The 18,985-nt window shown below is 48.4% G+C and carries 18 protein-coding genes; 12 read left to right on the forward strand and 6 right to left on the reverse strand.

All coding sequences use genetic code 11. The features are described from left to right. The first annotated feature begins 17 nt into the window (after positions 1 to 17). The 11 genes from K6Q96_RS03390 to K6Q96_RS03440 all read left to right on the forward strand — a co-directional run bounded on the left by K6Q96_RS03390 (position 18) and on the right by K6Q96_RS03440 (position 12,615). Positions 18 to 527 carry an OmpH/Skp family outer membrane protein gene (locus tag K6Q96_RS03390; RefSeq protein WP_251877786.1) on the forward strand — a complete coding sequence of 170 codons (510 nt, stop codon included), beginning with the start codon at positions 18 to 20 and terminating at the stop codon, positions 525 to 527. Between the two features lie 12 nt (positions 528 to 539). Next, positions 540 to 1,565, forward strand: a complete 1,026-nt coding sequence (gene lpxD / locus K6Q96_RS03395; RefSeq protein ID WP_251877788.1) for a UDP-3-O-(3-hydroxymyristoyl)glucosamine N-acyltransferase — start codon at positions 540 to 542, stop codon at positions 1,563 to 1,565. A 130-nt stretch (positions 1,566 to 1,695) separates the two neighbouring features. Continuing rightward, a complete protein-coding gene (gene fabZ / locus K6Q96_RS03400) occupies positions 1,696 to 2,148 on the forward strand; it encodes a 3-hydroxyacyl-ACP dehydratase FabZ (RefSeq protein ID WP_251877790.1) in 453 nt (150 codons plus the stop codon). A 2-nt stretch (positions 2,149 to 2,150) separates the two neighbouring features. Then, positions 2,151 to 2,939: an acyl-ACP--UDP-N-acetylglucosamine O-acyltransferase gene (gene lpxA, locus K6Q96_RS03405; protein ID WP_251877791.1), complete on the forward strand. Its 789-nt coding sequence runs from the start codon at positions 2,151 to 2,153 to the stop codon at positions 2,937 to 2,939. After that, on the forward strand, positions 2,939 to 4,078 hold the full coding sequence (gene lpxB / locus K6Q96_RS03410; protein WP_251877793.1) for a lipid-A-disaccharide synthase: 1,140 nt from the start codon (positions 2,939 to 2,941) through the stop codon (positions 4,076 to 4,078). Before lpxA ends, lpxB begins: the two co-directional genes overlap by 1 nt. Positions 4,079 to 4,081: 3 nt before the next feature. Continuing rightward, positions 4,082 to 4,684: a ribonuclease HII gene (rnhB, locus tag K6Q96_RS03415; protein WP_251877794.1), complete on the forward strand. Its 603-nt coding sequence runs from the start codon at positions 4,082 to 4,084 to the stop codon at positions 4,682 to 4,684. 66 nt (positions 4,685 to 4,750) lie between these two features. Then, entirely contained in the window at positions 4,751 to 8,230 is a 3,480-nt protein-coding gene (gene dnaE, locus K6Q96_RS03420; protein ID WP_251877796.1) for a DNA polymerase III subunit alpha, read from the forward strand. Positions 8,231 to 8,290: 60 nt separating this feature from the next. Next, on the forward strand, positions 8,291 to 9,253 hold the full coding sequence (gene accA, locus K6Q96_RS03425) for an acetyl-CoA carboxylase carboxyl transferase subunit alpha (protein WP_002536409.1): 963 nt from the start codon (positions 8,291 to 8,293) through the stop codon (positions 9,251 to 9,253). Between the two features lie 88 nt (positions 9,254 to 9,341). Then, positions 9,342 to 10,679: a tRNA lysidine(34) synthetase TilS gene (gene tilS, locus K6Q96_RS03430; protein ID WP_251877798.1), complete on the forward strand. Its 1,338-nt coding sequence runs from the start codon at positions 9,342 to 9,344 to the stop codon at positions 10,677 to 10,679. A gap of 56 nt (positions 10,680 to 10,735) precedes the next feature. Continuing rightward, positions 10,736 to 11,047, forward strand: a complete 312-nt coding sequence (locus K6Q96_RS03435) for a c-type cytochrome (protein WP_251877800.1) — start codon at positions 10,736 to 10,738, stop codon at positions 11,045 to 11,047. A gap of 218 nt (positions 11,048 to 11,265) precedes the next feature. After that, positions 11,266 to 12,615 carry a sodium-dependent transporter gene (locus tag K6Q96_RS03440; RefSeq protein WP_251877801.1) on the forward strand — a complete coding sequence of 450 codons (1,350 nt, stop codon included), beginning with the start codon at positions 11,266 to 11,268 and terminating at the stop codon, positions 12,613 to 12,615. Positions 12,616 to 12,685: 70 nt separating this feature from the next. Here the strand turns inward: K6Q96_RS03440 and K6Q96_RS03445 are convergent, their stop codons facing one another. From K6Q96_RS03445 to K6Q96_RS03460, 4 genes are all read right to left on the reverse strand, one after another. After that, positions 12,686 to 12,874 (reverse strand): DUF4250 domain-containing protein, encoded by a 189-nt coding sequence (locus tag K6Q96_RS03445; RefSeq protein ID WP_251877803.1) that lies wholly within the window; start codon positions 12,872 to 12,874, stop codon positions 12,686 to 12,688. Beyond that, positions 12,874 to 13,080, reverse strand: coding sequence for a YaeP family protein (locus tag K6Q96_RS03450; protein WP_251877805.1), 207 nt, complete (start codon positions 13,078 to 13,080; stop codon positions 12,874 to 12,876). Before K6Q96_RS03450 ends, K6Q96_RS03445 begins: the two co-directional genes overlap by 1 nt. A gap of 81 nt (positions 13,081 to 13,161) precedes the next feature. After that, on the reverse strand, positions 13,162 to 14,016 hold the full coding sequence (locus K6Q96_RS03455; RefSeq protein ID WP_251877807.1) for a GGDEF domain-containing protein: 855 nt from the start codon (positions 14,014 to 14,016) through the stop codon (positions 13,162 to 13,164). A 108-nt stretch (positions 14,017 to 14,124) separates the two neighbouring features. Next, complete coding sequence (locus K6Q96_RS03460; protein ID WP_251877809.1) at positions 14,125 to 15,276, reverse strand: patatin-like phospholipase family protein; 1,152 nt, start codon at positions 15,274 to 15,276, stop codon at positions 14,125 to 14,127. A 201-nt stretch (positions 15,277 to 15,477) separates the two neighbouring features. Between K6Q96_RS03460 and K6Q96_RS03465 the strand changes: the two genes are divergently transcribed. Then, positions 15,478 to 16,410 carry a GGDEF domain-containing response regulator gene (locus K6Q96_RS03465; protein WP_251877811.1) on the forward strand — a complete coding sequence of 311 codons (933 nt, stop codon included), beginning with the start codon at positions 15,478 to 15,480 and terminating at the stop codon, positions 16,408 to 16,410. Between the two features lie 45 nt (positions 16,411 to 16,455). Here K6Q96_RS03465 and K6Q96_RS03470 read toward each other — a convergent pair whose 3' ends face one another. Together K6Q96_RS03470 and tsaA are read right to left on the reverse strand one after the other, a co-directional pair. Continuing rightward, positions 16,456 to 18,171, reverse strand: coding sequence for a proline--tRNA ligase (locus tag K6Q96_RS03470; RefSeq protein WP_251877813.1), 1,716 nt, complete (start codon positions 18,169 to 18,171; stop codon positions 16,456 to 16,458). A 66-nt stretch (positions 18,172 to 18,237) separates the two neighbouring features. Beyond that, positions 18,238 to 18,942, reverse strand: a complete 705-nt coding sequence (tsaA, locus tag K6Q96_RS03475) for a tRNA (N6-threonylcarbamoyladenosine(37)-N6)-methyltransferase TrmO (RefSeq protein WP_251877815.1) — start codon at positions 18,940 to 18,942, stop codon at positions 18,238 to 18,240. Between the last annotated feature and the right edge of the window lie 43 nt (positions 18,943 to 18,985).

Below are 18,985 nucleotides of genomic sequence, written 5' to 3' on the forward strand. Positions count from 1 at the left end.
AACGTTAGGAGAAAAGTTTGAAACCTATTATCAAAGCTGCAGGCCTGAGTCTTGCCATTATTTCCGCTTCTTTCTATGCAACTGCTGCAGAAGCAGCTCAAAAAGTGGGTTACGTTGCGACTGGGCCTGTGCTGGCTCAGATGGCAAAGAAGAGTAATGTCAGCGAAAAACTGCGTAAAGAATTCAAAGATCGTATTGCTGAAGTAGATCGCCTGCGTGACAGATTAGAGAAAGGTGTTGAAAAGCTGCAGCGCAATGGCGAATTGATGAGCGAAAAAGAGCGCACCAAGCTTCAGCGTGAGTTGCAGGCTTTGGATGCAGATTTTAAACTGAAAGCGAAAAACCTTCAGGAAGACCAGCGTAAGCGTGGTGCAGAAGAAGAGCGTAAGCTTGTTCAGAAGCTACAGAAAACCATTGAAACAATTGCCAAGAAAGAAGGCTATGACATGGTCATCAATAGCCAGGCTGTGATGTACGCAAGCCCGAAAGACGACCTGTCAGAAAAAGTACTGAAAGCAGTGAAATAAGTAAGGTAGAAAATGGCTTCTATTACGCTCGCTGAATTAGCGGAAAAACTGGGTGCAGAACTGCACGGTGATGGCAGTGTTGAAATCAGTGCCATCGCGGGTATGGATAAAGCTGACGAAGGAGAGATCACCTTCCTTTCCAGCAGCAAATACCGCAAACATCTTGCGGAGTGTCAGGCAAGTGCTGTGATGGTCAAGGAAGCCGACCTGTCATACTGCACCGGAAATGCGCTAGTGTTGAAAGACCCGTATCTGGGATATGCATTAACCGCACAATTGCTGGACACCACACCTGCCTGTGCGGTTGATATTGCTCCTAGTGCGTATGTCTCACCGACAGCGAAACTGGGGAATGGCGTCGCCGTTGGGCATAACGCTGTGGTAGAAGACGGCGTAGAGCTGGGCGACAACGTGCAAGTTGGTGCTGGCTGCTTCGTAGGTAAAGATACCAAGTTAGGTGCCAATACCCGTCTTTGGGCAAACGTGACGGTTTACCACAATGTGGTGATCGGCGAGTCTTGTCTTGTGCAATCGGGTACTGTTATCGGTTCTGATGGCTTCGGTTACGCAAACGACAAAGGCCGCTGGGTGAAGATTCCTCAAGTGGGGCGCGTTGTCATTGGCGATCGCGTTGAGATTGGTGCTTGCACCACCATCGACCGTGGCGCAATTGAGGATACTGTAATTGCTGATGGTGTGATTATCGACAACCAGTGTCAGATCGCTCATAATGTTTCGATCGGTGAAAATACCGCCATTGCAGGGGCAACTACAATGGCCGGTAGCCTTAAGGTTGGCAAGCACTGCATCATTGGTGGTGCTACCGTCATCAACGGCCATATGGAAATTACAGATGGTGTCACGATCACTGGAATGGCGATGGTGATGCGGCCTATCACTGAACCTGGTATGTATTCTTCGGGCATTCCACTTCAGACCAATAAAGATTGGCGCAAAACCGCTGCGCGGGTGCTGAAGATTGAAGATATGCATAAACGATTGAAAGCCGTTGAAAAACAGCTAGAAGACAGCGAGTAATAGCCGTCCGCGATGGCCTGCTCTGGTGGTTCTTGTCGATACGATAATCGAATGGACCTACAGTGTGGGCCATTTGTGTTATCAGCTACTTCAACGACAAATAATAAGTATTTCATACGGGAATAAAACTTTGAGTCGCGAAAATAAAATCCTCACAGTTAACGAAATTAAAGAGCTGCTGCCACACCGTTATCCTTTTCTGCTGATTGACCGCGTTACTGATTTCGAAGAAGGCAAATACCTTCACGCGATTAAGAACGTTTCTGTCAATGAGCCTCAATTCACTGGTCACTTTCCACAGTTGCCAGTATTTCCGGGTGTATTGATCCTGGAAGCTATGGCGCAAGCTACTGGTCTGTTGGCATTTAAGACCTTTGGTCAGCCAAAAGAAAACGAACTGTACTACTTTGCCAGCATCGACAACGCAAAATTCCGCGCACCAGTAACACCGGGTGATCAGATGGTTTTGGAAGTGGAATTCATCAAAGAGCGTCGTGGCATTGCTGCGTTCACAGGCGTTGCTAAAGTTGATGGTAAGGTTGTTTGTTCAGCTGAGCTGAAGTGTGCCAGAAGAGAGTTCTAATCGTGATTCATGAAACCGCACAAATCCACCCTACAGCTGTTGTGGAAGAAGGCGTAACCCTTGGTGCTAACGTCAAGGTCGGTGCTTTTTCTTTCATCGGCGAGGGTGTTGAAATCGGTGAAGGTACCGAAGTAAAAACTCACGTTGTAATCAAAGGCCCAACCAAAATTGGTTGTGATAACAAGATCTATCAATTCGCCTCTATTGGTGAAGAGTGTCAGGATCTTAAGTATGCAGGTGAGCCAACGACCCTGATTATTGGTGATCGTAACACTATCCGTGAAAGCGTGACCATGCACCGTGGGACCATCCAGGATGAAGGCACCACAAAAGTGGGCAACGACAACCTGTTCATGATCAATGCGCATGTTGCACATGACTGTGTGATTGGCGACCGTTGTATTTTCGCAAACAATGCAACACTGGCTGGCCATGTAACTGTTGGCGATTACGCAATTGTTGGTGGCATGACTGCTATTCACCAATTCTGTACCATCGGCAGCCATTGTATGTTGGGTGGTGGTTCTATCGTAGTGCAGGACGTACCTCCGTACGTTATGGCTCAGGGTAACCACTGCGCACCGTTTGGTATCAATGTGGAAGGGCTGAAGCGTCGTGGCTTTGAAAAGAGTGCGATTAAAGCTATCCGTGCTGTTTACAAAGAGCTGTACCGCTCAGGTAAGACACTGGAAGAAGCGAAGAAGCAGGTTGTAGAAATGTCGAAAGATGAACAGGCGCTGCAGCTTTTCGTTGAGTTTTTCGAGAATTCAAGCCGAGGCATTATTCGCTAATGGCTAAGCCACTTCGAATTGGAATTGTCGCCGGGGAAATCTCCGGCGATATTTTAGGTGCTGGTTTTATCAAGGCTATCCAAGTCAAATTTCCTGATGCTGAGTTTGTCGGGATCGGTGGTCCTCGCATGAAGGCGTTGGGTTGTGAAGCACTTTTCGATATGGAAGAGCTGGCGGTGATGGGCATTGTGGAAGTGCTTGGCCGACTGTCGCGATTACTCAAAGTAAAGCACGAACTTGTCGAATACTTCACTGATAACCCACCTGATGTCTTTGTCGGTATTGATGCGCCAGATTTCAACTTGCGCCTTGAGAAGGACCTAAAAGATTACGGCATTAGTACCGTGCACTACGTGAGTCCAAGTGTTTGGGCGTGGCGCCAGAAACGCATCTTTAAAATCGCCGCAGCCACCGATTTGGTGCTGGCACTCCTGCCTTTCGAAAAAGCCTTTTACGACAAGTTTGACGTTCCTTGTGCGTTTGTGGGTCATACCATGGCGGATGATATCCCGATGGTAAGCGACAAATCAGCGGCAAAAGAACTGCTGGGACTGGAGCAGGACAAGCGCTATCTTGCTGTCTTACCCGGGAGTCGCGGTGGTGAAATGAAGCTGCTGGCACCAACTTTCATTAAAACCTGCAAACTGCTTAAAGCAAAATATCTGGATATTGGCTTTGCCGTTGCGCTGGTGAATGAAAAACGCCGCGCCCAGTTTGAAGAGGCATGGCAGCAAACCGCACCAGAACTGGACTTTGTGCTGGTGGATGACACGGCTCGAAACGTGATCACCGCTTCTGATGCCGTCTTGCTAGCTTCTGGCACCGTTGCACTGGAATGTATGTTGGTGAAGCGTCCTATGGTTGTAGGTTACGAAGTGAATGCCATCACCGCTTGGATTGCCAAGCGTATGGTTAAGACTGAGTTCGTTTCTCTGCCGAATATTCTTGCTGGCCGCGAGTTGGTTCCGGAGCGACTTCAGGAAGACTGCACACCAGAAACCTTGTCTGCTGATGTTTCCCGTTTTCTTGATAGTGACAATGAAGCTCTGATGGCTGAGTTTACCCGTCTTCATGAAATGATCCGCTGCGATGCTGATAAAACGTCAGCTGACGCCGTACTGAAACTGATAGGACGTTAGTCGATGGACTTCGAACCTTTTGTATATCCTGACGCTAGTCTTATCGCTGGTGTTGATGAAGTCGGGCGGGGCCCTTTGGTGGGCGCAGTGGTAACGGCTGCTGTTATTCTCGATCCCAATAAGCCAATTGTAGGGCTGACCGACTCCAAAAAACTGACTGACAAAAAACGCGCAGTGCTCTTTGAGGAAATCAAAGAAAAAGCACTGGCTTGGTCATTAGGTCGCGCTGAGCCGGAAGAGATTGATGACATCAATATTCTTTCTGCCACCATGCTGGCTATGGAGCGAGCAGTGGCTGGCTTAAACATCAAGCCGGACTTTGTCTTGATTGATGGCAACCGTGTACCGAAGGGACTCAATATCCCAGCAGAGGCAGTCGTCAAAGGTGATTTGCGTGTGGCGGAAATCAGTGCCGCCTCCATTCTGGCCAAGGTTGTTCGAGACCGGGAAATGGAAGAGTTGGACGTGCAATACCCGCAATACGGCTTTGCCAAGCACAAAGGTTATCCAACCAAGGCGCATTTTGAAGCGCTTGCTGAGCATGGTGCTATCCCCGAGCACCGAAAGAGCTTTAAACCTGTTAAGAACGCGCTCGGCATTGCATAATGTTTCGGGAGGGGGTATCTCATTCCTCCCACATTCACAACAATAAATCAGTAACGTAAGAGTACTATGTCAGACCCACGCTTTATTCACCTTCGTGTTCACAGTGACTTTTCTATGGTCGATGGCCTCGGCAAGGTGCCGCCATTGGTCAAAAAAGTGGCCGAGCTAGGCATGCCGGCGATGGCATTGACGGACTTTACTAACCTATGCGGCTTGGTGAAGTTCTATAACACGGCGCAGAGTACGGGTGTGAAACCGATTATCGGCGCTGACTTTAAAATGCAGACAGACGCTTTTGGTGAAGATCTCTGCCAAATTACTGTACTGGCAGCCAACAACATCGGTTATAAAAACCTTACGTTACTGATTTCAAAAGCCTATCTTCGTGGCCATGTCCAGCATCAACCTGTTATTGATCAGGATTGGCTGGTTGAGTTGAAAGAAGGCCTTATCATCCTTTCGGGTGGACGTCGTGGCGATCTGGGCAAAGCCCTACTCAAAGGTAACGCGGGTCTGGCTAATCAATGCGCAGCCTTCTATCAAACTCATTTCCCTGATGCGTATTACATCGAATTAATGCGAACAGGGCGTCCGGATGAAGAAGCTTACCTGCATTTTGCGCTCGATTTTGCGACCGAACATAATCTTCCCGTTGTTGCGACCAATGAGGTGTGCTTCCTGACTGCGGATTTGTTTGATGCCCATGAAATCCGTGTCGCGATTCATGATGGTTATACGCTTGAAGATCCCCGCCGCCCGAAAAACTATAGCCCTCAGCAGCATCTTCGTTCAGAAGAAGAAATGTGCGAGTTGTTCCATGACATTCCTGAGGCGTTGGCAAACACAGTAGAAATTGCCAAGCGTTGTAACGTCACTGTTCGACTCAACGAATACTTCCTGCCCGCCTTCCCAACCGAGGGCATGGAAGAAACTGAATTCTTGGTAATGAAGTCGCGGGAAGGTTTGGAAGAGCGTCTGGAATTCCTGTTCCCGGATAAAGAAGAGCGCCTGAAGCGGCGACCTGAATACGATGAGCGTCTTGAAGTCGAACTGGAAGTGATCAACAACATGGGTTTCCCCGGTTACTTCCTCATCGTTATGGAGTTCATCCAGTGGTCGAAGGACAACGCGATTCCTGTGGGGCCGGGCCGTGGTTCCGGTGCAGGCTCGCTGGTGGCCTATGCGCTTAAAATCACCGACCTTGACCCGCTGGAATACGATCTGCTGTTCGAACGATTCCTGAACCCTGAACGTGTTTCCATGCCCGACTTTGACGTCGACTTCTGTATGGATAAACGCGATCAGGTGATTGACCACGTTGCTGAAATGTATGGGCGTGATGCGGTATCCCAGATCATTACCTTCGGTACCATGGCTGCCAAAGCGGTAATCCGTGATGTGGGGCGTGTTCTTGGCCACCCTTATGGTTTTGTCGACCGCATTTCTAAACTGGTGCCGCCCGATCCTGGGATGACATTGGAAAAAGCCTTTGTGGCAGAGCCACAGCTGGGTGAAATCTACGAAGCGGATGAAGAAGTCCGCGAGCTTATCGATACCTGCCGTATTCTGGAAGGCTGTACACGAAATGCCGGTAAGCACGCGGGTGGTGTGGTTATCTCGCCAACCACAATTACCGATTTTGCTCCTATCTATGCTGATGCTGAAGGTCACTTCCCGGTTACCCAGTTCGATAAGAACGACGTAGAAACCGCGGGCCTCGTGAAGTTTGACTTCTTAGGTCTGCGTACCCTGACCATCATCGACTGGGCTTTGGGACTGATTAATCCGCGCCTGGAGCGTAGCGGTCAGGAGCCGGTGCGTATTGAGTCGATTCCGCTCGAAGATGCGGCTTCATTCCGCGTATTGCAGAACTCAGAAACCACGGCGGTATTCCAGCTCGAATCACGGGGTATGAAAGAGCTGATCAAGCGCCTTCAACCTGACTGTTTCGAAGATATCATCGCATTGGTTGCTCTGTTCCGTCCCGGCCCGTTGCAATCAGGCATGGTAGATAACTTTATCGACCGTAAGCACGGACGCGAAGAGATCTCATACCCTGATGCGACCTGGCAGCATGAGTCACTAAAAGAAATTCTGGATCCAACCTACGGCATCATTCTTTACCAAGAGCAAGTCATGCAGATTGCTCAGGTATTGTCTGGCTATACCCTTGGCGGTGCAGACATGCTTCGTCGTGCAATGGGTAAGAAAAAGCCAGAAGAGATGGCAAAGCAGCGCGCGACGTTTGAAAGCGGTGCAATCGCCAACGGTGTTGACGGTGAGCTGTCGATGAAGATCTTTGACCTGGTGGAGAAATTCGCGGGTTACGGCTTCAACAAATCGCACTCTGCGGCCTACGCACTGGTTTCCTATCAAACACTTTGGTTAAAAACACACTATCCGGCGGAATTCATGGCAGCGGTAATGACCGCGGATATGGATAACACCGATAAAATCGTTGGCCTGGTAGAAGAGTGTCGCCGAATGAAACTGACCATGTTGCCACCAGATGTGAATGCAGGTCTGTACCGTTTCAACGTGAATGAAAAAGGCGAAATTGTTTACGGTATCGGTGCAATCAAGGGCGTAGGTGAAGCACCAATTGAAAACATCATCAAAGCGCGTCAAGAGGGCGGTTACTTCCGCGATCTCTTCGACTTCTGTGCTCGCATCGACACCAAGAAGGTGAACAAGCGTGTGATTGAAAAACTGATTCAGTCAGGCGCCATGGATCGATTAGGTCCTCACCGAGCAGCTATGACAGCTTCTTTGGATGATGCATTGAAATCAGCAAGCCAACACCATCAGGCAGAAGCTTTTGGTCAAACTGATATGTTCGGTGTACTGACGGATGCTCCGGAAGAAGTGGAGCACAAATATGCGAAAGTCCCGCCTTGGCCAGACAAAGTCTGGTTGGAAGGTGAACGCGAGACGTTAGGGCTTTACCTCACCGGGCACCCGATCAATAGCTATGTAAAAGAGCTGAAGCATTACATTACCTGGCGCTTAGAAGATGCACATGCCACCAAACGTGATGTGGTATCGACAGTGGCTGGTCTTGTCATCGCCGCACGGGTGATGACAACCAAGCGAGGCACCCGTATCGGTATCCTGACTTTGGATGACCGTTCAGGACGCATGGAAGTGATGCTGTTCTCAGATGCGCTAGAAAAGTATCTGGATCTCATAGAAAAAGACAGAATTTTGGTGGTATCGGGACAGGTCAGCTTTGATGACTTCAACGGTGGCCTTAAAATGTCGGCACGAGAAGTGCTTGATATCTCCCAAGCGCGTGAAAAGTACCTGCGTGGTCTTGCTATCTCAGTGACCGATAGGCAAATTGATAACAAATTTTTTGAACGATTCAGTGAGATTCTGGAACCGCACCGTGCGGGAACGGTTCCGGTCAACCTTTACTACCAGCGTGACGATGCTCGCGCAAAGTTGGTCTTAGGTACAGAGTGGCGTATTACGCCAGACGACAAACTGATCGATGATTTAAAAACGCTGCTCGGCGATAAACAGGTCGAGCTGGAATTTGATTGATACTTCGGCCCTGCCAGGAATGAGCGGGGCTATGTTATTACTTAACAGGATTCTTTCTCTATGAGTCTTAATTTCCTTGAATTTGAACAGCCAATCGCGGAATTGGAAGCAAAAATCGAAGCCTTGCGTGTAGTGTCCAAGCGTGGCGACGAAGCTGAGGCTGTCAACCTGGACAAAGAAATCGAGCAATTGGAGACCAAAAGCACTGAGCTGACGAAGAAAATCTTCAGCGATTTGGGTGCTTGGCAGGTTGCACAGCTGGCGCGTCACCCACGTCGTCCATATACACTGGACTACGCGGATCTGATCTTCACTGAATTTGAAGAGCTGGCAGGCGATCGCGCGTATGCAGATGACAAAGCAATTGTTGGTGGTATGGCGCGTATTGATGGCCGACCAGTGATGATTATCGGCCATCAAAAAGGCCGTGAAACCCGCGAAAAAGTGATTCGTAACTTCGGTATGCCAAAGCCTGAAGGTTACCGCAAAGCGCTGCGCCTGATGAAAATGGCAGAGCGTTTCAAGATGCCAATTATTACCTTCATTGACACCGCAGGCGCATATCCTGGTGTAGGTGCTGAAGAGCGCGGCCAGTCTGAAGCAATTGCGCGCAACCTGAAAGAAATGGCAGGCCTGACGGTGCCAGTTATCGTTAACGTGGTTGGCGAAGGCGGTTCTGGTGGTGCACTGGCGATTGGTGTGGGTGATTACGTGAACATGCTGCAGTACTCCACCTACTCGGTGATTTCGCCGGAAGGTTGTGCATCAATCCTGTGGCGTGATTCAGACAAAGCGCCACAAGCCGCTGAAGCAATGGGCATGACTGCACCTCGCCTGAAAGAGCTGGGCCTTATTGATAACATCATTGAAGAGCCTATGGGCGGCGCACACCGTGATTTCGCGAAAACCGCAGAAAGCATCAAAGCACTGCTGGTGGGCCAGTTGGAAGAACTGGCACAGTTAGATGCCGATAATCTGCGCGAGCGTCGTTATCAGCGTCTACTGAGCTACGGTTACTGCTAAGCAAACCGATTGATTTAAAAAGGGCCAAATGGCCCTTTTTTCGTATCTGATGCTATGATTCGAAAAAATCATCTTTCTCGAAGTGTCTATGCTGTTCTCCCTGTTTGAAAATGTCCTCGATAGATATACGCCAGTAACCCGTCAGATAGTGTTGGCTTTCAGTGGCGGCGTGGATTCACGCGTCATGCTCGATTTGCTCGCCACTTATCGGGACATACATCCCCAGCACGCCTATTTGGTGGTTCATGTTCATCATGGTTTGAGCCCAAATGCAGATGATTGGATGGCACAATGTGAACGTTGGGCCGGTGACGCTGACTTTGCGTTTAAGGGAATTTGGGTGACCTTGAACCATCGAGGCGAAAGCCTTGAGAAAGCTGCCAGAGAGGCTCGCTACCAGGCCATTTTGAACTCAGTAGATGACAATGCACTGGTATTGACCGGTCAGCATGCTGATGATCAGGCCGAAACTTTTTTACTGGCGCTTAAACGTGGTAGTGGCCCTGCGGGGTTGGCTGCTATGCCAGAAACCCGTCCGATGCAACATGCCGTGTTATGCCGTCCCTTACTTGAGGCAAACAGAAAAGCCATTGAGGAATATGCTGAATCTCAAGGGCTTATCTGGATAGAAGATGAAAGCAATCTGGATCGTCGGTTTGACCGTAATTTTATCAGACAAGAATGGCTCCCCATGGCTTCTGAGCGATGGCCGGGTTTAGTCAAAGCCATTAACCGTACTGCTCTGCATTGTGCGGAACAGGAAACCCTGATTGATGAGCTGTTGGTCCAATACGATGCTGAAGTGGTGGGAACTGACGGCAGTTTGAACATAGGTAAGACAAAAGAATGCTCGTTGATATTACAAAGCGCGTTGGTCAGGCGCTGGTTAAAGCATGTCGGCAGGCTCTCTTTGTCTAAAGCGCAGCTTGAGCAAGTGTTTTCATCCGTCATAAACGCAGGGCCTGACGCCAATCCGGTTCTCAAAGTGGCTCAAGGCGAAGTGCGCAGATATCAAGGAAAGCTCTGGTTTGTCGCGCCTTATCATGATGTCTCAGACTGGACAGCATCAATGGTGGTAAACAAAAAGATTTCATTGCCCGATAACCTTGGGGAGCTGGAGATAGTGTCTGCGCAGAGCAATGACAATGACCGGGGTATGAGGATTCTTGCGCCCAGAAAGGATGAAGAAATACGTGTTGGCTTTGATCCCGAAGGTTGGTCTGCCCGGCCTGCTGGCAGGCAAGGGAAGCGGAAGCTCAAAAAGCTTTTTCAGGAATATGGCGTACCGAGCTGGCTTCGTCGCAGAACGCCTATCTTGTTCTATGGAGAGACGATAGCTGCTGTCGGTAACCTGTTTGTTTGTGAAGACTATGTGGGCGATGAGTGTGAGCTTGTCTGGCACAAATGTCATACATTAAATGCGTGAATAGCTTTTACGTGCAACAATTTAACAAAACTGGAAAACAATAAAGCGAGGAAGCGATGAAACAACTCTTACCTTTAGGTCTGGCTGCCATGATGATGGCTGCGCCCTCATTTGCTGCAGGAGATGCCGAAGCTGGTAAAGCAAAAGCGGCAATTTGTGCGGCTTGCCACGGTGCTAACGGCATAGCCATGATTCCTGGTTACCCTAACCTAGCGGGGCAGAATGAGCAATATATTATATCTGCACTGAAAGCGTATAAAAACGGTGAGCGTACCGGCGCGCAGGCGATGATCATGAAGCCTCAGGCAGATATGCTGAGTGATGCGGATATGGCGAATTTGGCTGCATACTTTTCACAAATGAAATAGCCGCCAAAAACGAATGAAAGTGAAAACCACGGCAATAGCCGTGGTTTTTTTATATCTGTTCACTACCTGAAATGGTAAAGAATTTAACTGATAACACCCTACTCGCAATATTTTATTTTGTCTGAATGTTTTTTGTTCGATCAAACTTTCTGCTATTGCAGGTAAATCTAGGTTTTACTATTGTACTAGCTCACTGATACGTTGTGAGAGGTAAAACAATGGCAGCAGGACGCGAACATTTTAGTTCCAGACTCGGTTTCGTTCTGGCAGCAGCAGGTGCTGCGGTCGGTCTGGGTAATATCTGGGGATTCCCAACGCAAGCAGCAAGTAACGGTGGTGGTGCCTTTCTCATTGTCTACCTCTTGATGATCCTCATTGTTGCGTACCCAATGCTGGTAGTTGAAATGGCGATTGGCCGCCATGGTCAGGCCAACCCTATCGACAGTATGAGAAAATTGGGGCGGTCTCCGTTATCAAAAATGCTCGGTGGAGGTGTAGGCTTTATCGGCCTGTTGGTGCCTTGTCTTGTTTTGGCTTTCTATAGCATCGTCGGTGGCTGGCTAATTTCTTACTTGCTCGCCGCAGGTGCAGAGCTTACTGGGCTTCATGACACTGCAATCTGGTTGAAGGGTTTCTCGGTTGAACGAAATCTTTTGGGCGCGGGTCTTTTCTATCTGCTAACTATCCTGATTGTTCAGGCTGGTGTGAAAGAAGGTATCGAGAAATGGTCAACACGCCTGATGCCAGCACTCTTCATTCTGTTCGCTGTGCTTTTCATTTACGTGATGACATTGCCAGGTGCCACCGATGGTTTGGCGCACTATCTCATCCCTGACTTTTCCAAAGTGATGGATAGCGATCTGATTCTAGCCGCAATGGGGCAGGGCTTCTTCTCTTTGACCATTGGTGGATGTTCTATGTTGATTTACGGTTCGTACCTGAGCCGCAAAGAGAACCTGCCAAAAATGGCGATGAATGTCACGCTAGTGGATACCGCCGTGGCGGTGATTGCTGGTCTGGTGATCCTGCCTGCCATGTTTGCAGCCATGCGTCAGGGCGTTGAAATTTATGACACAAACGGCGCGCTGCTGAGCTCATCAACACTGGTTTTTGATGTTCTGCCAATGCTATTTGAAGGGCTTGGCGTGGTTGGTACTTTCGTTGCTCTCATCTTCTTCCTGTTGATGACGATTGCTGCATTGACATCATCGATTTCTATGCTCGAATGTCCTGTTGCGCTAATGAGTGAGCGCCTTGGCACAAAACGTTCAGTTTCAAGCTGGTTGTTGGGGGGTGTTATAGCTGCTTTCAGTGTGGTGATCGTATTTAACTTTGGCGAGCTGTTTGGCTTAGTAGCGACAATCGCAACACAGTACTTCCAGCCAATTGCTGCACTTCTTTTCTGTTTATATGGTGGTTGGGTATGGAAACGTACGCAGAAATTGGAAGAACTTCGACAAGGCTACGAAGATATCGAACAAGGCTTGTTCTGGAAAGTCTGGCCTCTGTATGTGAAATTTGTTTGTCCAGTTCTGGTTATTGCAGTGATTTGGATGTCGCTGGTTTAAACCTTTTCAAGTAAACAGAAACCAAAAACGGAAGCCGTAGCGCTTCCGTTTTTATTGGATGTTGATGCTGTTAGCGGAACTGGTTTTGATCAGTCATGTACTCGAAACCTGCAGTGGCAAGTTTTGCTTTCAGGGCTTCGGCATCAATATCAAAGTACTTCACCAACTCTTCCAGTGAAGAAAAATCGTCCCGCAACTTCATGTTCACAATACTCATCAGCATGATGGTATCCATGGTGTCAAAGTTTTTTAGATCCATTACGCGTCCTCGTGGTCGCTGATCAGAAGGTTTGCTGCTGCAAAGGCAGCTTGCTCGCGTAGCTCTTGCGCAACTGATTCGTCGGATGCTACTGCATTCAATGCACGAACAGCACAAGCAATTGCCTGTGGAATATAGCCTTGTTCGCCGCTGCCAATTTCTGAATAACGTTGACGGATCAAATCGCAACAATCGTAGACTCTCATAGCCACTCCTTGAATAAAACTGAAGCCAATATAACGTAAAAAGGCTCCGCAATGGAGCCTTGAGGTCAGTTATCTAAAGGGTTATCGGCGTTTATGTTTGTTGCGGTACATACCTCGGTCTGCGCGCTCAAACATGGAGATATTATTATCACCTTGGCGATAGGCTGAACAGCCGACAGAGCTGGAGATATTATGTGCGGTCAGGAGTGGATCTTTAACAATCAGTGACTTAAGTCGCTCGTTCACTAGTTGTGCTGACTCTCGCGTAGCTGGTGTCAGAATAACAGCAAATTCGTCTCCACCCAGACGGTAGCAACGGTCAGAAGCTCGGATGGCTTCTTTTAATAGCAAAGAGAAACGTCGCAATACCTTGTCACCATCAAGGTGACCATAAGTGTCGTTGACCTGTTTGAAGTTATCCATATCAAAAATCATCAGAATTAAGCCATGGTCATTACGTTCAGTCATTGCGATGGACTGACGCATGTCTTGCTCGAAGCTGGTTCGGTTGTTCAATCCAGTCAGGCTATCGAGGAGCGCAAGGTTACGAACACGATTGTATTCAATGGCATTGCTCAAAGGACCTGCGAGCAGGCGATGATAGGTATGAATAAGAGCAATTTCGTCATCATCAAGTTTATAAGGGGTGCTGTATTGCAGCATGCCTAGCGAGGTATTCGCGAACTTGAGGGAAAAGGTTTGTCGGTACTCTGAAGCACCGCCACGACGAACAATATGGGAGATCTCTTCGTGCTCCCAGATCAATCGGGTGATGTCGATTTGCTTTTCTAATTCTCTGGTAAAAACTTCAAACAGAGGATCGATATCCAATCTTCCTTGAAGTTTCTGCAGCACCATCAGACGCTGATCCGCACCCAGAGGAACACGACGAGATTGAATCGCCGCTTTTTTTACTTGTTCCAGTTGCGTACTCATCGAAATTGCCTCAGAAACCAAAAACTATCACTGTTTATGCTTTAATCAACAAAAGCAAAAAGCGTTCCAGTTCTACTGAGCTAATGTGCTTCATCCAGAGAGCAGGGATTACTCATCAGAGAGAAAGGCTGCTAAATCGGATCGACGATTCTGAGCGTCTTGGTACCCCATGTCAATTAAGTGGTTGATATATTTCGGCTCAAACAGCAGATAGCTGGTGATTGCCGCATCTTCAACAGGACTGATACCCAGAATTCTCATCAGACCTCTTACTGCCATAGGCATATGACAATAGTAGCGTTCAACAAGGGATTCAAAGGGCTCTGAAGGGGAAAGGTGAAAGGCATCGACTTGCCGCAGCGCCAATTTTTCTGCTTTGGTCTTTGTCATATTTCCTACCAAGGCATTCATTCTATCCAGATGTTCTAGGTCGGCAGAAAGCGTATCTGCAAAGATAGCATCCATTAAATGACCTCCAAGAGTTGCTAGGCCGGGAGCATGTGCAAGCCCATGATTTTTTGGCATCTGCTTGGGGTTTAAGTCAATAATAAGTACCCGTTCCGCCCCCATTTTCAACGCTGGACGGAGTGGGGCAATCTGATGGACAGAGCCATCACCATAATAGTTATGCCCGATCTGGGAAGCAGGAAAAACGATGGGAATGGCAGAGGAGGCCAGTAAGTGTTCTGTGGTGATCTGGCAAGGAACCCCTATCGCCCGTGATCGTGTCCAAGGCTCAATACAAGATTGCCCCTGATAGAAAGTGACGGACTTACTGGTTTGATAATTCGATGCGGTGATGGCCAACCCCCGTAAATTTCCGGCGAGGATTTGATGTTCTATCTTGCTGAAATTAATGACGTTATTCAGTAAGGTACGCAGCGGCCTATTGTCGAGAAGACCGAAGGGAGGCGCGCAATGATACTGAGCTTGCATGCGGGCAAAACCCTGACGCCCTATATGCTGGAACATACCTGAGAATGAGCTGCTAAACACATCTTTGGTTGTAAGGTTTGTCCAAAGCCAAGACAGTTTTTTGACACCGAGTCGAAAACATGACGTATGGCAGGCGAGGGAAGTGGCATTGAGCGCACCAGCTGAGGTGCCGCAGTAAATAGTAAATGGACTGTGATGCACGCGTGGGTACCATTCTGCGATCGCTTTCAGCACACCAATTTGATACGCCGCGCGCGCGCCACCGCCTGTTAACAACAAGGCGATGTTTTTGTGAGGATTTGTGGAACGCGCGGTAGACGACATAACTCGTACCTGTCTGATTTTGCTTATCTTCAGTATGAACCAGAAGCGATCCTTCTGAGAGGAAGATGCATTTGAATTTCCTAATGTTGCTGACTGATTGTGATCTATAGCTAAAAGACACTGACGACTTTGTCATTGCCCCATAGCAAGAGAACGACGAATGGTATATTTATACTCAATAGCATTCATAAAGAGTATGAGATGGCATTTTCAGTACGCGCTTTGATCGCTGACGATGACAAAGCTTCGGCCAAATTGGTGGAAGTTTTGCTACAAAAATGGGGAGTCGAAGCGGTCGTCGCTCATGATGGTCTGGAGGCTTTGGAGCAGGTGATGCAGCCTGAACCTCCCTCATTGTTGATCCTTGACTGGGAAATGCCAGGCTATAGCGGTATTGAGCTTTGCCAGAAAATTCGTCAGATAGACATGGCAAACCCTCCTTACATTATTATTTGCACGGCGAGAGACAGCGCAGAGCATATCGCTGAAGGGTTGAATCAAGGAGCGAACGACTTTGTCACTAAACCTTTCAATACCCAGGTGTTAAGAGCACGGATCGAGGTTGGCCGAAGAACGCTCGAACTTCAGGCAAGACTCGTTGATGCTATGACTCGTCTCGATCATTTGGCAAGTTATGATGAATTGACAGGGTTACTTAATCGACGTGCTTTGTTCGAACGGGTTCACGAGGATTTTTCTCGTGCCGTCAGAACAGAAAGTCGATTGTGTTTTTCTGTGTGTGATATCGACTGGTTTAAACGCATTAATGATAAATACGGTCATCCCGCGGGGGACGCAATTTTACGCCAGTTAGGTGAACTGCTCAGCCAACAGCTTAGGCCTTATGACAGGATTGGGCGTATTGGTGGTGAAGAGTTTTTACTGCTGTTTAGTGTGAAGGACGCTGGGCGAGCCTACAAGGTGCTGGAAAGGATTCGAATGGAAATAGAACGGTTCCGCTTTGAATTTGAAGGGAGGGTGATCCCTGTGACTATGAGCTTCGGTGCTACCTTTGTCATTCCTGATGAGAGGGTGGAGCGGGTTGAAGATTACTTCAGTCATGCTGATCAGGCTCTCTATCAGTCAAAAGAAAAAGGACGAAACCTCGTTACTTTCTTTGATAATTGCGTATAAAAAAACGCCTCCCAAAAGAGGCGTTTTTCAACTCAGTTAGCGGAATTAAGCCAGTTTCGCTTTCACGAACTCAACCATGTTTTCCATTTCAACTGGCACTTTCTCGCCGTCACGACGGTGTTTGTATTCAAACACGCCATTGTCCATGCTGCGCTCACCGATGATAATAGTGTGTGGTACACCCATCAGTTCCATATCAGAGAACATAACACCTGGACGTTCTTTACGATCGTCGAACAGTACTTCAATGCCTGCTGCTGTCAGGTCAGCATACAGTTTTTCTGCCGCTTCTTTAACGCGCTCAGATTTGTGCATGTTCATTGGGACAATAGCAACGGTAAACGGTGCAATCGCGTCAGGCCAGATGATACCGTTGTCGTCGTGGTTCTGTTCAATGGCAGCTGCGACAACACGTGAAACGCCGATGCCGTAACAACCCATTTCCAGAATGGTATTCTTACCGTCAGCACCCAGCACGCCACAGTTCATTTTCTCTGAGTAGTTAGTACCCAACTGGAAGATGTGACCTACTTCGATACCACGCTTGAGAAGGATAGTGCCTTGACCACATGGGCTTGGGTCACCTTCAACCACGTTACGGATATCAGCCACTTCACCCAGCTCAACGTCACGACCCCAGTTAATGCCAAAGTAGTGTTTGTCGTCGATGTTCGCGCCCGCGCCGAAATCACTCATTGCTGCAACACTGCGATCAACGATGAAAGGAACGGTCAGGTTAACTGGACCCAGTGAGCCAGGGCCTGCATTCACAATCGCACGAATCTCTTCTTCTGTCGCAAATTGCAGCGGCATCTCAACTTGTGGAAGCTTCTCAGCTTTGATTTCGTTCAGTTCGTGGTCGCCACGAACCAGCAGCGCAACCAGATCAGCATCAACAGTGTCAGACGCTTTCACGAACAGTGTCTTAACGGTTTTCTCGATTGGCAGGTCAAACTGCTCAACAAGCTGAGCGATGGTTTTCGCATCAGGTGTATCTGCCAGTGTCATTTCCTGAGTTGGTGCAGCGCGCTCACCTGCAGGTGCAACGGCTTCTGCCATTTCAACGTTCGCAGCGTAATCAGACTCAGTAGAAAATGCGATGGTATCTTCACCGCTGTTTGCCAGAACGTGGAATTCGTGTGACGCAGAACCACCGATAGCACCGGTGTCAGCCAGAACTGGACGGTAATCCAGACCCATGCGATCAAATGCCGCACAGTAAGCAACGTGCATTGCTTCATATGACTTCTGCAAGCCTTCTTTGTCGATGTCGAAGCTGTAAGCGTCCATCATTGAGAATTCACGCGCGCGCATCACGCCGAAACGTGGGCGCACTTCATCACGGAACTTGGTCTGGATCTGATACAGATTCAATGGCAGTTGCTTGTATGAGTTCACTTCATTACGAACAAGAGAAGTGATCACTTCTTCTGCCGTCGGGCTCAGAACAAACGGACGCTCGTGGCGATCAGTGAAGCGAAGTAGTTCAGGCCCCATCTTTTCTGAGCGGCCTGTTTCTTCCCATAGCTCAAACGGTTGAACTACGGGCATCAGAGTTTCAATCGCACCTGCGTTGTTGATTTCCTGACGAACGATGTTTTCAACCTTTTGCAGTACGCGCAAACCGGTTGGCAGCCAGGTGTACAGACCTGAAGCCAGTTTGCGGATCATACCGGCACGCAGCATCAGCTGGTGGCTGATCACTTCTGCGTCGTTTGGCGTTTCCTTCAAAGTAGAAAGAAGGTATTTACTGGTACGCATCTAAGCTATCCGTTTATCTAATTACAGTATGGAGGGTATAAGAGCGTCATATTAACAGCGAGAACACTATTCGCCAAAGGCTTCTATTGTTGTCACCGTGATTACAGGTTCAGCGACGGTAAACTTCACATTTAGGTCAAAGAGGTGAACTGCATATTCCTTGGTATCAGCTTTTCCCTTTTTATAGGCTGGGCGTGGATCTTGTGCGAGTACTTCACTAATCACCTGTTGCTTATTTTTACCTTCTTTATCTTTGGCTAAGAAGGCTAAAGGTTGAAGGTCAAACTGGACATCGAGTGTTTGAGGCGCTTCTGCAGCATATCCACCTGCAGCTTCTTCTATGGAATCCGAATAAGGGATATAAGGCTTGATGTCGATGACTGGCGTACCATCGACAAGATCGCAACTCCCAATATCAATGATTATTTTGCCACCTTCTTTACGAACCCCTTTCAAAGGCACGACCGACATACCGATACCGTTCGGTCTGAAGGTTGCGCGGCTGGCAAATACGCCAATACGCTCATTGCCACCCAAGCGGGGAGGACGGACTGTTGGCGTCCACCCTTGTTCGAGGTTTTGGTCAAACAAGAAAAGAATCCAAAGGTGCGAGAATTGCTCAATACCACGCACTGTGTCTTCATTGCATGCTTCGCCTTCTAAAACGACAGATGCCAAAGCACTTGGCGCAAGTCCTGGTTGACGGGGGACGGCGAATTTCTCTTTATAAGGGGATTCAATATGACCGACAGGCGTCAGGGAATATTTCATGCTGATTTTACTCACTAGGCTATCAGAGGAACTTTACCACACT

This window comes from Grimontia kaedaensis, assembly GCF_023746615.1.
GTDB classification, from domain to species: Bacteria; Pseudomonadota; Gammaproteobacteria; order Enterobacterales; family Vibrionaceae; genus Enterovibrio; species Enterovibrio kaedaensis.

Coding starts and splice junctions, on each gene's coding strand:
- lpxD (WP_251877788.1), top strand. CDS start 540: ATGGCTTCTATTACGCTCGCTGAATTAGCGGAAAAACTGGGTGCAGAA.
- lpxB (WP_251877793.1), top strand. CDS start 2,939: ATGGCTAAGCCACTTCGAATTGGAATTGTCGCCGGGGAAATCTCCGGC.
- rnhB (WP_251877794.1), top strand. CDS start 4,082: ATGGACTTCGAACCTTTTGTATATCCTGACGCTAGTCTTATCGCTGGT.
- dnaE (WP_251877796.1), top strand. CDS start 4,751: ATGTCAGACCCACGCTTTATTCACCTTCGTGTTCACAGTGACTTTTCT.
- accA (WP_002536409.1), top strand. CDS start 8,291: ATGAGTCTTAATTTCCTTGAATTTGAACAGCCAATCGCGGAATTGGAA.
- tilS (WP_251877798.1), top strand. CDS start 9,342: ATGCTGTTCTCCCTGTTTGAAAATGTCCTCGATAGATATACGCCAGTA.
- K6Q96_RS03435 (WP_251877800.1), top strand. CDS start 10,736: ATGAAACAACTCTTACCTTTAGGTCTGGCTGCCATGATGATGGCTGCG.
- K6Q96_RS03440 (WP_251877801.1), top strand. CDS start 11,266: ATGGCAGCAGGACGCGAACATTTTAGTTCCAGACTCGGTTTCGTTCTG.
- K6Q96_RS03445 (WP_251877803.1), bottom strand. CDS start 12,874: ATGGATCTAAAAAACTTTGACACCATGGATACCATCATGCTGATGAGT.
- K6Q96_RS03450 (WP_251877805.1), bottom strand. CDS start 13,080: ATGAGAGTCTACGATTGTTGCGATTTGATCCGTCAACGTTATTCAGAA.
- K6Q96_RS03455 (WP_251877807.1), bottom strand. CDS start 14,016: ATGAGTACGCAACTGGAACAAGTAAAAAAAGCGGCGATTCAATCTCGT.
- K6Q96_RS03460 (WP_251877809.1), bottom strand. CDS start 15,276: ATGTCGTCTACCGCGCGTTCCACAAATCCTCACAAAAACATCGCCTTG.
- K6Q96_RS03465 (WP_251877811.1), top strand. CDS start 15,478: ATGGCATTTTCAGTACGCGCTTTGATCGCTGACGATGACAAAGCTTCG.
- K6Q96_RS03470 (WP_251877813.1), bottom strand. CDS start 18,171: ATGCGTACCAGTAAATACCTTCTTTCTACTTTGAAGGAAACGCCAAAC.
- tsaA (WP_251877815.1), bottom strand. CDS start 18,942: ATGAAATATTCCCTGACGCCTGTCGGTCATATTGAATCCCCTTATAAA.